Origin of the sequence: Marivirga tractuosa (genome assembly GCF_042140215.1) — a bacterium.
In the GTDB taxonomy this organism is placed as follows: domain Bacteria; phylum Bacteroidota; class Bacteroidia; order Cytophagales; family Cyclobacteriaceae; genus Marivirga; species Marivirga tractuosa_A.
This window is the reverse complement of sequence record NZ_CP159478.1, coordinates 1786649-1803178: the sequence shown is the minus strand read 5'-3', so window position 1 is coordinate 1803178 and position 16530 is coordinate 1786649. Positions and strand designations below refer to the sequence as shown.

At 35.7% G+C, this 16530-nt stretch carries 11 protein-coding genes; 4 read left to right on the top strand and 7 right to left on the bottom strand.

Annotated features, from left to right (window positions below):
* Positions 1 to 22: 22 nt before the first annotated feature.
* From dnaE to ABWH96_RS08230, 4 genes are all read right to left on the bottom strand, one after another.
* Positions 23 to 4324, bottom strand: a complete 4302-nt coding sequence (gene dnaE / locus ABWH96_RS08245; protein ID WP_375580989.1) for a DNA polymerase III subunit alpha — start codon at positions 4322 to 4324, stop codon at positions 23 to 25.
* Positions 4325 to 4547: 223 nt separating this feature from the next.
* Complete coding sequence (locus ABWH96_RS08240; RefSeq protein WP_375580988.1) at positions 4548 to 5495, bottom strand: IS3 family transposase; 948 nt, start codon at positions 5493 to 5495, stop codon at positions 4548 to 4550.
* Positions 5492 to 5890 (bottom strand): transposase, encoded by a 399-nt coding sequence (locus tag ABWH96_RS08235; RefSeq protein ID WP_375580987.1) that lies wholly within the window; start codon positions 5888 to 5890, stop codon positions 5492 to 5494. Before ABWH96_RS08235 ends, ABWH96_RS08240 begins: the two co-directional genes overlap by 4 nt.
* 377 nt (positions 5891 to 6267) lie before the next feature.
* Complete coding sequence (locus tag ABWH96_RS08230) at positions 6268 to 7485, bottom strand: ABC transporter permease (protein ID WP_375580986.1); 1218 nt, start codon at positions 7483 to 7485, stop codon at positions 6268 to 6270.
* 85 nt (positions 7486 to 7570) lie between these two features.
* Here ABWH96_RS08230 and ABWH96_RS08225 point away from each other — a divergent pair, with 85 nt between their 5' ends.
* Complete coding sequence (locus tag ABWH96_RS08225) at positions 7571 to 8698, top strand: exo-beta-N-acetylmuramidase NamZ domain-containing protein (RefSeq protein ID WP_375581472.1); 1128 nt, start codon at positions 7571 to 7573, stop codon at positions 8696 to 8698.
* A gap of 325 nt (positions 8699 to 9023) precedes the next feature.
* The gene (locus ABWH96_RS08220) at positions 9024 to 9629 is read left to right on the top strand and encodes a hypothetical protein (RefSeq protein WP_375580985.1); all 606 of its coding nucleotides are present in this window, start codon (positions 9024 to 9026) and stop codon (positions 9627 to 9629) included.
* A 99-nt stretch (positions 9630 to 9728) separates the two neighbouring features.
* On the opposite strand, the gene queG is transcribed toward ABWH96_RS08220, so the two are convergent.
* Positions 9729 to 10661 carry a tRNA epoxyqueuosine(34) reductase QueG gene (gene queG / locus ABWH96_RS08215; RefSeq protein WP_375580984.1) on the bottom strand — a complete coding sequence of 311 codons (933 nt, stop codon included), beginning with the start codon at positions 10659 to 10661 and terminating at the stop codon, positions 9729 to 9731.
* Positions 10661 to 11689, bottom strand: a complete 1029-nt coding sequence (ruvB, locus tag ABWH96_RS08210; RefSeq protein WP_375580983.1) for a Holliday junction branch migration DNA helicase RuvB — start codon at positions 11687 to 11689, stop codon at positions 10661 to 10663. The genes queG and ruvB overlap by 1 nt, the downstream gene beginning before the upstream one ends.
* A 388-nt stretch (positions 11690 to 12077) precedes the next feature.
* Here ruvB and ABWH96_RS08205 point away from each other — a divergent pair, with 388 nt between their 5' ends.
* Positions 12078 to 12806: a VIT1/CCC1 transporter family protein gene (locus ABWH96_RS08205; protein ID WP_375580982.1), complete on the top strand. Its 729-nt coding sequence runs from the start codon at positions 12078 to 12080 to the stop codon at positions 12804 to 12806.
* 8 nt (positions 12807 to 12814) lie between these two features.
* On the opposite strand, the gene ABWH96_RS08200 is transcribed toward ABWH96_RS08205, so the two are convergent.
* Positions 12815 to 13888 carry a mannose-1-phosphate guanylyltransferase gene (locus tag ABWH96_RS08200; protein WP_375580981.1) on the bottom strand — a complete coding sequence of 358 codons (1074 nt, stop codon included), beginning with the start codon at positions 13886 to 13888 and terminating at the stop codon, positions 12815 to 12817.
* 396 nt (positions 13889 to 14284) lie between these two features.
* Here ABWH96_RS08200 and recQ point away from each other — a divergent pair, with 396 nt between their 5' ends.
* Positions 14285 to 16462, top strand: a complete 2178-nt coding sequence (recQ, locus tag ABWH96_RS08195; RefSeq protein WP_375580980.1) for a DNA helicase RecQ — start codon at positions 14285 to 14287, stop codon at positions 16460 to 16462.
* Positions 16463 to 16530: the final 68 nt, after the last annotated feature.

Below are 16530 nucleotides of genomic sequence, written 5' to 3'. Positions count from 1 at the left end.
ATAATAATTTTGGAAAAATCATTTATGTCAAAATCCTATAATTCAAATCAGGAATTCTATTGAGTCCCTCTATCAATTCATTGCTAGGATTTACTTTATATTTTCTGGATTTAGTTTCTACTTTATAGCCATTAATTTTATCCTGCAATTCCAATTTCACTTCGCACTCTCCTTTAAAAGTTTGGCATAAATTATCCAGCTCTACTATTAAATCTTCTGTGATGGCATTTAAATCCAGCATAATTGCCAAGCTTTTGGTTCTTTTATCTCTTAGTTCTGAAAGTAGTTCTACTTTACTAATTTTGAACTCCAAAGCTTGATCTCCCCATGGCTTTTTACCTACTCTTCCTGAAATAAAAATGAACCAACCATTTTCATAGAATTGCTTATTGGCCAAATAATCATCTCCAAACATGAAAAAGGTGAAAGACCCACCATAATCTTCCAAAGTCAAGGTTCCAAATGGCTTTCCTGTTTTAGTTTGCCTGTGAGCTACAGCAGTTACAATCCCGCCTACTTTTATTTCATTTTTAGATGCAAGACTTTCAATATCATTTAACTCCGAAACCTGCGTATTGCAGAAACTCTCCATTTCAAATCTATACTCATCCAATGGGTGGCCAGAAATAAAAAGTCCTACCACTTCCTTTTCAATATTCAGTTTCTCTAGCTCAGAATAGGGTTCCATTTCTGCAACTCTCGGAGGCGGAATAGCTACTCCTCCTTCTCCTCCAAATAAGGAAGTCTGCGCACTGTCTTTTTCATGCTGCAGTTTCTGAGCATATTTAATAATTTTTTCAATTAAAGTACCCTCTCCATTATCAGAAGCCAAAAATTGCTTTCTGTGATATTCTTTAAAACAATCAAATCCACCTGCCATTGCCAGTGATTCAAAGGTCTTTTTATTCACACTTTTTAATGGAATTCGTTCAGCAAAATCAAATATATCTTTATACTGCCCATTAGATTTTCGTTCTTGGATAATACTTTCTACTGCCGCAGAACCTGCTCCTTTTATAGCTGCTAATCCAAATCGGATTTGACCATTGTCATTTACTGTAAAACCTGAATTGGATTCATTCACATCAGGCCCTAACACCTCAATACCAGCACGTTTACATTCCTCCATAAAGAAGGTCACATCCGTGATTTGGCCCATGTTATTACTCAGCACAGAAGCCATGTACTCTGCAGGATAGTGTGCTTTTAAATAGGCCGTTTGGTAAGCCACCCAAGCATAGCAAGTTGAGTGTGATTTATTAAAAGCATAGGCAGCAAAGGCTTCCCAATCCTTCCATATTTTCTCCAACACATCTTTTGGATGTCCTTTTTCTGCTCCCTGATTAATAAATTTTGGTTTCAGCTCCTCCAGCAAGGCAAAGATCTTTTTACCCATGGCTTTACGCAAAACATCCGCTTCACCTTTGGTAAATCCTGCCAATTTCTGAGAAAGCAACATCACCTGCTCCTGATAAACGGTAATACCGTAAGTTTCCTGCAGGTATTCCTCCATTTCTGGAAGATCGTAGCTAATCTCTTCTAAACCATTTTTCCGCTTAACGAAATTCGGAATATATTCCAGGGGACCTGGCCGATAAAGTGCGTTCATCGCAATCAAATCCGAGAATTCCGTAGGCTTTAAATCCCTTAAATATTTCTGCATACCAGGGGATTCATATTGGAATATCCCGACCGTTTCTCCCTTTTGGAAAAGTTCATAGGTTTTGGGATCGTCTATAGGGAATTCATCCGGATCAAGTTTAACACCATGCCTTTCCTCCACAATTCTGACAGCATCTTTAATCAGCGTTAAAGTTTTTAAACCCAGGAAATCCATTTTAAGAAGACCAGCGTTTTCCACCACCGCATTATCAAATTGTGTACAGTACATATCCGAGTCCTTAGCCAAGGCAACCGGTACGAATTTGGTAATATCGTCAGGTGTGATAATTACTCCGCAGGCATGAATACCTGTATTTCTTACTGAGCCTTCAAGAACTCTTGCTTGATTAATTACTTTAGCAGAAGCATCATTGGCTTTAGCCAGATTCAATAACTCTTCTGCTTTACTAATGGCTTCTCCGTTATTTTTCAGCTTAGCCGATAATTTCTTTTTATCAGAAGCCAAATCGAATAAGGCTTTGAGTTTAATATCGGGTACTAATTTGGCAATCCTATCGGCATCCATCAGTGGTAATTCCATTACTCGGGCTGTATCCCGAATTGCTGATTTAGCTGCCATAGTACCATAAGTGGTAATTTGAGCAACCTGATTGGCACCATATTTTTCAATCACATAATCAATTACTTTCTGCCTGCCATGGTCATCAAAGTCAATATCAATATCGGGCAATGAAACCCTATCTGGATTTAAAAAACGCTCAAAAAGGAGATCATACTTAATAGGATCAATATTGGTAATGGCCGTACAATAGGCTACTGCTGAACCAGCTGCTGAACCCCTACCGGGACCAACCGAAACCCCCATCTCTCTAGCGGCTGTAGTGAAATCCTGTACGATCAGGAAATAACCTGGATATCCAGTTCTTTCGATGGTTTCCAGTTCGAAATCCAGTCGCTCTTTTATTTCAGCTGTAATTTCAGGATACCTCTTTTTCGCTCCTTCATAAGTGATATGGCGTAAATAAGCATTTTCACCTCTATTTCCACCATCCTCAGCATCCTTAGGGTCAATGAATTCTTGAGGAATATCATATTTAGGTAAAAGTACATCTCTGGCTAATTCAAAGCCTTCAATTTTTTCTGCTATCTCAGCCGTACAAGCAATCGCTTCTGGATAATCAGCAAACAATTTCTTCATTTCATCGGGAGACTTGATGTAGAATTCATCATTGGGTAAGCCAAAGCGATATTCTCGCCCCCTTTTACCTACATACTTTTTAGGCTTTCCTTGCTCACCAGTAGTTTCTCCATCTTTTACGCAAAGCAAAATATCTTGCGCTTCAGCATCTTCTTTGTTAGTATAATAAGTATTATTGGCAGCGAAATATTTTACATCATACTTTTTGGCAAATTTTAATAAAACTTCATTTACTTTTTGCTCTTCAGGAACCCCATGTTGATTTAATTCTACATAAAAATCATCACCAAACTGTTCTTTCCACCAAAGAAAGGCTTCTTCTGCCTGAGCTTCTCCCGCATTCAAAATTAGGAATGGGACTTCTCCCCATAGTCCCCCTGTGGTGGCAATAATATTTTCTTTGTACTGAACTAAAGCTTCCCTATCAATTCGAGGTACATAATAAAAGCCTTCTACAAAAGCGATAGAGGAAAGCTTTGCTAAATTATGATAGCCTGCTTTATTTTTAGCCAAAAGAACTGTCTGAAAACCATCATCTTTATTTTTCTTGTTATTTCTATCTTGAGTCAGGAAATACTCACAGCCCACTATGGGTTTAATTCCAGCTTTATTGGCATCCCGTACGAAATTATAAGCACCCATCATATTACCATGATCAGTCATGGCAATTGCTGGCATACCCATTTCCTTTGCTTTATTGACCATAGAAGGAATTTCCGTGGTGGATTGCAAAATGGAAAATTGCGTATGGCAATGAAGGTGCACAAAATTTGTATCACTTAATTCGGATATATCTGCATTTTTGGCTTGCTTTAATGCATCAGATGCAGCTTTTTCTTCATTTTTTGAGTTAGCAGCAAAATTGGCTGCATCCAATTTAGGTGGCTCATAATTGATTGCTTCAATTGGAGTTTCACCTAATGGCTTTACAGCTTTTTCAGTAATCAACCCAAAGAAACATTTGGCTGTGGCATCCACATCATAAGCGGCATCATGCGCATCGGCAAAATCTTGTCCGAATAATTTTTTATGAAGCTCTGTTAGCGTTGGCCATTTAAACTTCCCTCCTCTTCCACCAGGAATTTTACAAAAATCAGTTCCCGCTTCTTTGGTATCTATAATAGGCTTTTCGGTAAGAACAGTTGCAGAAAGCTCTTTTCTCAGCATTTCAGCTCCCATAATTGAAATATCAAAGCTGATATTATGTCCGACCACCACATCGGTTTTCTCCAAAATGACTTTGAAAGCTTCTAAAACTTCAATTAATAGTTTACCTTCTTTTTGAGCCCTTTCAGTAGAAATTCCATGCACTTTTTCGGCATTATAGGGAATATCAAAACCTTCTGGTTTGATGATGTGGTTTTGGGCATCTAAAAGCTCACCATTTGCACCATGTAATTGCCATGCAATCTGCACACATCTTGGCCAATTGTCTGCATCACTTAATGGAGCGTTGTAATTTTTTGGTAATCCGGTGGTCTCGGTATCGTAAATTAAATACATAAAATTGTTGCTGAGAAGGTGGTGAATTTCAGAGTTTGAAATTAGTGAAAGGCGTGAAGAATCGGAAGATAAAAAATAGATTTTTCTTAAGTGATGAGGTTTGGGTGTGTTTAGGTTTTTTGTTAGTAGGTTGAAGAAGTGAGAAGTTTGGAAGCTTGAAGTTGGAAGTAGGGAGTAGGATGGTGGATATTTGTCGATCCCTAAATAGCATTGACCGTTTTGGTTAAACATTCATTTTATAATCCCACGGGCAATTATGAGCCTGAGGTTCTTTTCTTGGGCAAACTTCTAAGGGGCTCGATGCCCCTTGGAAGTTTTTCCTTCCCTCGGTGTAAATAATCACCTTCGGTCTATCTTGGGCATTTAAAGTTAATAAATTCTCTTTAAATTCATTAGGAGAATGTTCCATTTTAAATGCTCTGTGTTTCCTAGATTGATTATAATGATCAACAGCATTTTTTGTTTTCCTTTTTAAATCGTTAAAACTCCTTATTTCCCATTTTTTCAAGTATTCATTTTTAATTGTTCCGTTGACCCTTTCAGCATAGGCATTATCGGTGGCATATTCACCCATGCTAATGTGCATGCCGTTTTTTCTCAGCTCACCGGTGTAGGTTAAGCTGCTGTATTGAGCCCCTCTGTCCGAATGGTGTATGCTATCTCTTAAATCAGCACCCGTTGATTTCAATACCATTTGCAGTGCCTTTAAGTTTGCCTCTTTTCTCATATGGTCACTGACCCTGTAACCTAATATTATTCTGGTATAGACATCTACGATAAATATCAAGTAGTAAAACCTTTCATGGAGATAAAAATAGGTTATATCGCTCTGAAGCACTTGATAGGGCCTTGTTATCTGCATGCCTTCTATTAAATTAGGATAGCTTATAACACCTCTTATCGTAGTTCTACGGTGGTTTCTCTCAGGGTTTACTCCGTAGCCCAGTGAAATAAATATCTCACAAAACTTATCCCTGCCCATAAACTCAGGTTTAAGCGTATAGTACATCTTTTCAACCCCACAACCCGGATGAACTTTCTTGATTTGATCCGCCAACTTGACCAACTCTTCCAGTTCTTTATCAAAAGCAAACTGTCTTTGCTTGGCTTGATGGACGGATTGCTTGCTTGTCCCAACTGCCCTGTAAAGTTTGTTTAGGCTATAGCTCATCCTTTCCCTGTTCTTTTGGAACCACCAGAGTGTGGGGTATTGAAGTTTTTTTTGATATCTATATCATATTGCTCTTTGGCCAACTCTATCATCTTCTCTAAATAGTCAATATTTATCTGCTTTTGACCTACTGCCTGCTCCAGCTCTTTAACTTTCTCTTCAAGCTCCTTGACCCTATTGGATTGACTGTCTTTCATCTCAACTATCCTGACATTTTTCTCATTATAAGAAGAATATTTATAAATCCATTTGTAAATAGTGACATTTGATATATTATAATGCCTCTCCATTTGACAGACACTCATGATACCTTTTTCAAAATCACCTACGATTTTACGCTTGAATTCCTCAGAAAATCTCTTCCTGGCTTTGATACGTTTTCCCGTTTTTATCATAACTTTATTCGATTAAAAACGGTCAACTTATTTCAGAGAATGACAATTGAATAGTTTGGTTTTCCAGTTAGTTGAAGTATAATATTTGGTTGATAGGATTAATATATATTTATCTGGTTTTGAAGTATTGATGCTTGTAATTATGAAAGTGTAATATTGCCAAGTTGGAGAAGTTTAAAGCTCGAAATGGATAAGTTCTCTTTGCTTTTTTGCGCATTAGCGGTTAGTCACAGCCTTTGGCAGCATTTTCTTTATTTTTTTATGGAAAACCAAAGAGCAAAAAGTCCTGTAAGGACGAACTTATGGTAGGTAAAAAGACAAAAATAAATACCTAAGTCCCAGAGGGACGACCTTAAGCAAAAATGATTTAAATCTAATCAATCAAATCGAATAGCCTTAATCGGTTTCATTCTAGCAATAAACCAAACTGGCAAAAAGAGTGAAATCAACACAACTACTAAAACCAATAAATTCAAACCCACTATCATTTTGAAATCCCATAGGATTGGAACAGCACTCATATAATAATTTTCCTGATCTAGCGGAATAATATGAAAATAATATTGCAAAGCTGAAAATCCAATAGCCACTAAATTACCATAAAGCAAGCCTTTAAAAGTAAGTCGCAGACCACTCATTAAAAAAATATTTCTTATCAATTGATTTTTTGCTCCCATAGATTTCAGTAAACCAATCATTGGTGTTCTTTCCATAGTTAAAATGAAAATTACTGCTACCATATTAAAGCAGGCTACAAATAATATCAGTGCCAAAAACAATCGAACATTCTGATTGAGTAATTCCAGCCATTCGAAATACTGCGGATATTTTTGACTTGTTAAATTCACAAATTGATCCGCATCTACTTTATCAAAAACAATAGATTCTGCCTCCTCTTCATCAACATTATCATTTATAAAAACTTCAAAACCCCCTACCTGATCTTCACTCCAATCATTTAATCTCTGAATCATTCTGATATCACCAATTATCATTCGCTCATCAAAATCCTCCAAACCTGTTTCGTAAACCCCTACTATCTCAAGCTGACGGTATCTAGGTGGATTTTGCACAAAATACATTAAGACTTTTTCACCTAACTCAAGTCTAAGTAATTGGGCTAATTCTTTACTAATTATAATTTCGGTGCTGTAATCTTCAGCGTTCACATTAGGAAATCTTCCATTTATTAAATTTGAAGAAAAATTTGCAGTATCATAATCTGCACCGATTCCTTTAATTACTACTCCTTCTACAGCTTCTTCTGTTTTCAACAAACCCGCTTTATAAGCAACTCCTTGAACATGCTTTAAGAAATCTAATTCTTGGTGATTCTGGAAAAAATTAGTTTCTGTAGAAATGGGTGACTCGTCAAAAGAATTACTGAGTGTATATTTCGTTACTTGCATATGCCCAGCAAAGCTGTACACTTTATCTTTAATGGTCTTCTGAAATCCGCCTAGAATTAATAGTGCGACTAACATGATAGCCAAACCAATGGCAATACTGCTTATGGCAATCTTATAAATACTGCCGGAAAATTGACCGGTTTTAGAATTAATCGTACGTTTCGCTATAAAATCAGGTAGATTCAAGAATTAACTTTATTTTTGATTTATGATTCAAACTGCAAATTACAATTTCATTGGCAAACTCATTCCGCTTTGCGGTCTATTTTTTATGATTTTGGTAAATGCTTGTGTGGGGCAACAAAATCCTCCCCTTCCAGCTGCTTATCAAACCGAAGAATATCTCCCCTATTTGAAAGGGAAATCCGTTGGAATGGTAGTGAATCAAACCTCTACAATTGGTCAAACCCATTTGGTGGATACCTTAAGATCTCATAAAATTAATATTAAAAAGGTTTTCGCTCCAGAACACGGTTTCAGAGGCGAAGCAGATGCTGGAGCTACTGTAAAATCAGGTATGGATGAAAAAACCGGTTTGCCCATTATATCCTTATATGGAAAAAATAAAAAGCCTACAAAAGAGCAATTACAGGATTTAGATGCTATCATTTTTGACATTCAGGATGTGGGCACAAGATTTTACACCTACATCAGTACTATGCATTATGTGATGGAAGCTTGTGCTGAAAATGATATTCCATTATTGATTTTAGATCGTCCCAATCCGAATGGAAGGTATGTGGATGGTCCTATTTTGGAAATGGAACATAAATCTTTTGTGGGCATGCACCCTATTCCCATTTTGCACGGCTTAACGGTAGCCGAATTAGCACAAATGATTAACGGGGAAAAGTGGTTAGAAAATGAATTGCAATGTGAATTGAAAATTATTAAAAATAAAAACTACAATCATAGCTATTCTTATTCTCTACCCATAAAACCATCTCCAAATTTACCCAATGATTTAAGTATTGCGCTGTATCCTTCTTTATGTCTTTTTGAAGGAACTGTGATCAGTGTAGGCAGAGGAACCGAAAAACCTTTCCAGCATATTGGACATCCTTCCTTAACAGATTTTGAGCATACATTTACCCCAGTCAGCATACCCGGAAGCAGTGTCCACCCGCCTTTTGAAGATGAAAAATGTTATGGAATTGACTTTGAATCGAAAGATTTTGAAGAAGGTATTTCTTTAAAATACATGATAGATTTCTACAAAGCATTTCCTGATAAAGATGAATACTTCAACAGTTTCCTAACCAAATTAGCGGGAACAGAATCATTACGCCAGCAGATTGAGGCAGGATTTTCAGAAGAAGAAATTAAAATGAGCTGGCAAGTGGGATTGGAGGAATATAAAGGGATGAGGGAGAAGTATTTGTTATATAAAGCCCCTTAATCCCCAAGGGGGAAATTAGAGCCCCCTTAATCCCCCATGTGGGAAAACAGTGTTTACAATCAGATTATAATATGCTGCGGATTTATGGATATATTTACTAGGTCAGTACCACAGGTCAGACTGGAAATAACAATGAAATGCTTAATTGAAATTATGAAGGTAGCATCTCGAAGTTTTTTTTCAACCGTCTATTGTCAATTTTTATCTAGGTTCTTTACTCTAGATTCTCTCTCAAAAACCATGACATTTATCATATTACCTCCTTATTAATCTCAGTGCAGCTTCCATACAATTGTGCGAATTTTGTAAAAAAACAATTGGGAAGATGGAAGCTAAAGCAATTCAAAATAACGGAGGACAAGGGCAGCCCAATGACTGGGTTTCAGCCCGATCATTTTACACTTGTAAGAATGGAATTTGCAACAGTTGCTTATCCAAACATGAAAATAAGGATCAACTAGTTTTACCACTTTCAAAATTAAAAGAAAAGGACTTTGAAATTGATTTAGGGAATTTCTTAAAGAGCTTAGCAAAATTTAAAAGACCCGTTTTATTTTATCATCGCAACCATCCCATTGAGGAACAGGCTTTAATTAAATTCACAGGTCACGAAAACTTTGAAAACTCCTTTAATGTAATAAAGCCCTTTTTGCCTAAAACCATTATTCCAGCAACCATTATTTCACCTTACGCTCTAAGTAAAAACAACCGCTTAAAAGAGCAAAAATTGGTGAATTTAACTAAAAGATTTTTTGAACCTTTAGGGTTCATCAAATTACACCTTCATTCTGTAGCCGATTATCATGAATATGCAGAAAGTGAAAAAGTAGGTTTATTGATGATGCCTTTAAAGGATTTGCCTGATTATGTGCATTATGTACAGCATTCTGAAGATATACAAAAAGTGATTCCAGCTATTTTTCAGCCTTGAATAGAGCCTATTAGGCAATTACTTGAGTAGTCTTTAGTAATTATTTAAGAATGAGTACTACAAGTTATATTTTTTATTACTAAAAAAAATATTGACTGGTTATGGTGTTTTTATATAGTTGATATTCCGCATCAATCCACTATATTTAGTCCGCTTCACTGCAGATTTCCTAAAAACTTCATTAAAAACTTCTTTGGTCATTTCTTCCCAATCCTTTTTATCCATTTCGGCTAATACGGAATGAGGTTGAAATGAATCTTCTAGGTGCGGTTTTGAAAAGCGATTCCAGGGACAAACATCCTGACAGATATCGCAGCCGAATACCCAATTTTCCATTTTATTAGAAAATTCAGTGGGTAAATCCTCTTTTAGTTCAATGGTTAAATACGAAATGCATTTGGAAGCATCCACAATTCCATCTCCTACAATTGCATCCGTTGGACAGGCATCTATGCATTTAGTGCAGGTTCCACAATAATCCTGCATAGGCCCGTCTTCTTCCAGCTCCAAATCAATAATTAATTCCGCCAAAAAGTAAAAACTTCCCCTTTGCTTATTGAGCAACAAGCTATTTTTCCCTAACCAGCCCAATCCGCTTTTAGCTGCCCATTGCCTTTCCATTACTGGGGCTGAATCAACAAAAACTCGTCCGTCCACCTCCCCTATTTCCTCATGAATTCGGGACATGAAATCTTTCAGCTTGTCTTTTACGATAAAATGATAATCCTTTCCGTAAGCATATTTGGCAATTCTATAGGAATCACTTTTGGCTAAGTCTTGCTCTGGATAATAATTGTACATTAAAGAAACTACCGATTTAGCACTTTCAACCAGTTTTGTAGGATCAAGTCGCTTATCAAAGTGGTTTTCCATATACTGCATTTTGCCATGGTAACCTTTTTTAAGCCATTCCTCTAATTTGGGTGCTTCCTCTTCTAGGAAGCCAGCCTTGGATACACCACAGAAATCGAAGCCCAAATCGGAGGCAATAGATTTGATAATTTTGGTATTTTTCTCTTTCGTCAATGACATTAATCAAATAAAGAACCTAATTGTGCTGGCGGCACATTTCCCAAATGTTTGTAGGCTAATTCAGTCGCCTGACGACCTCTAGCTGTTCTTTTCAAATAGCCTTCTTTAATTAGAAAAGGTTCATAAACTTCTTCAATTGTGTCGGCTTCCTCCCCTACTGCTGTAGCTATGGTACCTAATCCAACGGGACCACCTTTGAATTTTTCAATAATAGTCGTCAATATTCGGTTATCCATTTCATCCAGTCCATGCTGATCAACATCCAATGCATTTAAGGCAATTTCCGCTATACTTTTAGTAATAGTACCATCTCCTTTAATCTCCGCAAAATCACGGGTTCTCCTTAAGAGTGTATTCGCAATTCTTGGAGTTCCCCTGCTCCTTCTAGCTATTTCATAAGCTGCATCTTCTTCCATTGGAGTATTTAAAATGGCTGCAGAACGCTTCAATATCTTTTTTAATAATTCAGCGTCATAATATTCCAGACGGGCATTAATACCAAACCGAGCTCTTAAAGGAGAGGTCAATAAACCAGAACGAGTTGTGGCACCAATCAAAGTAAAAGGACTTAAACTAATTTGAACTGAACGAGCATTTGGGCCACTGTCTAGCATAATATCAATCCTGAAATCTTCCATAGCTGAATATAAATATTCTTCAACCACCGCATTCAGTCTGTGGATTTCATCTATAAACAACACATCGCCTTCTTCCAAATTAGTTAATAAGCCCGCTAAGTCGCCAGGTTTATCCAAAACTGGACCAGAAGTAACTTTTAAACTTGAGCCTAATTCATTAGCAATAATATGAGAAAGCGTAGTTTTTCCTAATCCAGGAGGGCCATGTAAGAGCACGTGATCTAAAGGTTCAGACCTTTTTTTGGCTGCAAGTACAAAAACCTGAATATTATCCACTGTTTTTTGCTGGCCTGTAAAATCACCAAAAGAAAGGGGGCGAAGGGCTTTTTCAAACTCTCGTTCTTCAGGATTCAAATGTTCCTCATCTCCTGTCAGGAAATCTTCTCTCATATCAACTTAATATTTGTGGCAAGTTAAGCCTTGTTTGTCGTTTTTACTAATAATTATAATGCTCTGAAAGTTTAAAATATTTATTTCAAATCACCTTACCTTTTTATAATTTATCCGTACATGAGCTTGTTACGGTACTTTCTGTAATCAAAATAAAATGAAAACTACAAATCAAAACATTGCCACTCCACCCGATGAAGAACAAGTGAACTGGCCTGTGGTAATTGGAATTATTACTGCTATGGTCATTATTGTACTAGTACTCAATTTTGCTTAATCACTTAAAAGGTGGATTCTAGAATCCACCTTTTTATTTTCAAGATTTTCTATTTATTAAATTCAATCTTCCATTCTATTTTTAAATCGAAAAAATCTATATTGAATTAATATGGAAGTTAAAGAAGAATTTATACATCAGCCAAGCAGTTTTTTAGGCAGGCACCAAAATTATTTATCCGAATTTGTCTATGGTGGAATAGATGGCAGTATCACTACTTTTGCTGTAGTAGCAGGAGCTGTAGGGGCGGGTTTAGACAATGCCATTATCATTATTTTAGGCTTTGCTAATCTCTTTGCTGATGGCTTTTCTATGTCGATTGGCGCTTATATGTCTGCAAAATCTGAAAAACAAAACTACCAAAAACAAAAAGCCATTGAATATTGGGAAGTGGATAATTTACCAGAAACAGAAAGAGATGAGATTCGAGACATCTATCGAGAAAAAGGTTTTGAAGAACCATTATTAAGCCAGGTAGTGGAAGTGATTACCAAAGACAAAGACCGATGGGTGGATGTGATGATGAAAGACGAATTAGGGTTGATAGAGGAAGAAAAATCACCGTTTCAAACTGGGCTTTATACTTTTATCTCTTTTGTAGTAATAGGCCTGATTCCATTATTGGTATTTGTGGCAGATTATATTAACATAAATGTTTCTCAAAAATTTCTATGGTCAAGTATTTTAACTGGGATAGGCTTTATTATTATTGGTTTCCTTAAATCCAAAGTAACCAATAATTCTGTCATAAAAGGAATATCTGAAACGCTACTTTTAGGGAGCTTAGCTGCATTAGTCGCTTATTTTGTAGGCGATTTTTTGGAACAAATCATAAAATAAAAAGGAGACTAGATAAAACTATCTCCTTTTTCAGTTTTTACAGAATTTACAATTTCTTTTATTTCCTTTTCAGCATTTTTCTTGCAAATCAAAAGCACTCCATCTTGCTCAGCAACCAGAAAGCCGTGCAAATCCTGAATGACCACTAAATCTGATTTATCAGTCGTTACAATATTTCCAGTTGCATTAAAGCTCATCACATTCTGGGGAGCGGCATTCTCCTGATTATCTTTTTCTCTTATTTCATGTAAACTTTCCCAATTCCCTAAATCAGACCATCCAATATCAGTCAATAACACAAATACATTTTCAGCCTTTTCCATAATACCAAAATCAATCGAAATATTTACACATTGGGTATAAGCTTTATTTACAAATAAGCTTTCATTCGTGCTAAAATATTGAGATTTACCATCAGCAAAAATTTCGGCCAAATCTGGTAAAAAATCTTCATAAGCCTTAATTATACTTTTAGCAGACCACACAAAAATACCAGCATTCCAAACAAAGTCACCACTTTCAATGAATTTCTGAGCCAATCCTATCTCAGGCTTTTCAGTAAAGGTTTTTACTTTTTTGATGGTAGCAGAATCAGGTATGTACTGAATGTATCCATATCCTGTTTCAGGCCTATTAGGATGCATCCCTAGCGTAATCAATTGATCATTTTTAGCAGCACTATCTAAAGCCACAGCAATGGATTGGTGAAAAATATCTTCTTTAAGTATTAGGTGGTCAGCAGGTGCAATAACCATGGAAGCATCAGGATTTTTGCTAGCTATTTTATAGGCTGCATAAGCAATACATGGAGCTGTATTTCTTTTATAAGGTTCTAACAGTAATTGTTGACTCCCAATCCCTTCTATTTGCTCATGAATTAGTCCCTCGTATTCTTTATTGGTTACAATATAAATATTTTCTTTAGGAAATTTTGCAAGAAATCTTTCATAGGTCATTTGGAGAAGAGTTTTTCCTACTCCTAATAAATCATGAAACTGTTTAGGTTTTTTAGATGTACTTACTGGCCAAAGACGTGTTCCAGTCCCTCCTGCCATGATGATCACATAGTTATTTTGATTCATAAATTTTATGGTCTCAGACTAAATAAAAGTATGCCTGAATTAAAAAAGTCTCCTTTTCTTTGATTGAGGAGGGTTACAAAATCTTAAACGCCACCTCGAATACAAATGTTATAGTTAAAAATGTTGAATTCAAAAATGCAAAATTATTACTGCATTGTAAAGCATAATATTATAATCAACTCTATTAAAACCCATTTAGTAAAAAGATATTAAGGTGATGATTCAGAAATAAATCATAAATGATAATATTCTTACACTTAATACATTATTAAATAAAGATTTTAGGACAATCTTTTTAATATTTTTTACTAAATTCAAAGTATCTCATGATTAGCGATTAAATTTGACATGAGATTAGATAAATAAGTTTATAATAAAGCAATTTGTGCTAAAGAAATGATAGAAGAGCAAGAAGCTACTTTAAAAGAAAAATTAAAAGAGGTATTTGGTTATAATCAATTCAGGGGAAATCAGGAGTTGATTATGCAAAATCTCATAAATGGCAAAAATACATTTGTGATTATGCCAACAGGAGCTGGAAAATCACTTTGTTACCAATTACCTGCTATTTCAAGAGAAGGAACTGCATTAGTGGTTTCTCCTTTAATTGCATTGATGAAAAACCAAGTAGATACTTTGGTTTCTTTGGGTGTAAATGCAGCCTTTTTAAATTCAACATTAACTAAAACAGAAACCAAAAGGGTAAAAAAAGAAGTGATGAGTGGGAACTTGAAACTTCTTTATGTTGCTCCTGAATCTTTAACTAAAGAGGAAAATGTTGAATTTTTAAAACAAGCCAATATTTCATTTGCAGCTATAGATGAAGCACATTGTATTTCGGAATGGGGGCATGATTTCCGACCAGAATACAGAAGAATAAAATCCATACTACAGCAAATTTCCAATATTCCTATTATTGCACTTACGGCCACTGCCACTCCTAAAGTGCAGTTGGATATTCAGAAAAACCTGAATATGGAAGAGGCCAATGTATTTAAATCATCTTTTAATAGAGAAAACCTCTATTATGAGGTTAGGCCAAAAAATCAGGCAAAAAAACAGCTTATCCGATTCTTAAATGAAAGAAAAGGAAAATGCGGTGTGATTTATTGCTTAAGCAGGAAAAAGGTAGAGGAAATTGCTGAATTCCTAAATGTAAATGGATTTAACGCTGCGCCTTATCATGCTGGATTGGAAAGTGCAACGCGAATGAAAAATCAGGATGATTTCTTGAATGAGGATACAGATATAATAGTAGCCACCATTGCATTTGGAATGGGGATTGATAAACCTGATGTTCGATTTGTAATCCATTATGACACACCAAAATCAGTGGAAGGATATTATCAGGAAACAGGGAGAGCAGGAAGAGATGGGCTTGTAGGTGATTGCTTGATGTTTTACAGCTATAATGACATCCTAAAACTTGAGAAATTCAATAAAGATAAACCAGTTACGGAGAAGGAAAATGCCAAGTTATTATTAGAAGAAATGTCTTCCTACGCTGAATCTTCTGTGTGTAGGAGAAAACAACTACTTCATTATTTTGGAGAAGAATTTGATGATTACTGTGGTAAATGTGATAATTGCTTGCACCCTAAAGAAAAATTTGATGCAAAAGATGAAATGATAACAGTTTTAAAAACTGTTAAACTTACCAAACAAAGATTCGGAATTAACCATTTGGTAAATGTAATAAGAGGTTCCAAAGATCAGTATGTTACCAGCTATGACCATACTAAGTTAGAAGTTCATGGAGTAGGTGCAGATCAAGACCCAGAGTTCTGGAAATCTGTCATCCGTCAAACCATGCTTTATGGTTATTTAAAAAAGGATATTGAGAATATAGGGGTTTTAAAAATCAATAAAGCTGGAGAAGATTTCTTAAAAAACCCTACGGATATTCAGTTTACTGTTAATCATATTTATACTGATGACGGAGATGAAGATCAAATTGAAAAAGATTCTGTATCTGCCAAAGCCTTTGATGAAACCCTTTACACTCAACTTAAGGCATTAAGGAAAAAGGTTGCAAAATCAAAAAACCTCCCTCCTTATGTAATATTCCAAGATCCATCTTTAGAAGAAATGGCAACCACCTACCCTACCACAAATGAGGAAATGGCGGCTGTAAATGGAGTTGGCTTAGGTAAAGTGAAGAAGTTTGGAAAGCCTTTCATGGAATTGATTAAGGAATATGTTGATGAAAATGACATTATTACGGCTGCGGATGTAATGGTGAAATCTTCCGTCAATAAGTCTAAAATGAAAATTTTCATTATTCAGCAGGTAGATAAAAAAATAGATCTGGAAGAAATTGCTGAGATGAAAGATATTTCTTTTGAAGAGTTAATAGATGAAATAGAGCATATTTGCTATTCAGGCACTACCTTAAATTTAAATTACTATTTAAATCAAATCATCGATGATGAAAAACAGGAAGAAATAATGGATTATTTCCTTTCAGCAGAATCAGATAGTATAGATGATGCGATGGATGAATTTGAGGATGAATTCAGTGAAGAAGATTTAAGACTGATGCGTATTAAGTTTTTATCAACTTACGCAAACTAATTCCAATGACTGCTCTATCAGCAGTCATTTTTTTCATTAATTTTACTTAGTGTAATCACATTTTCTTA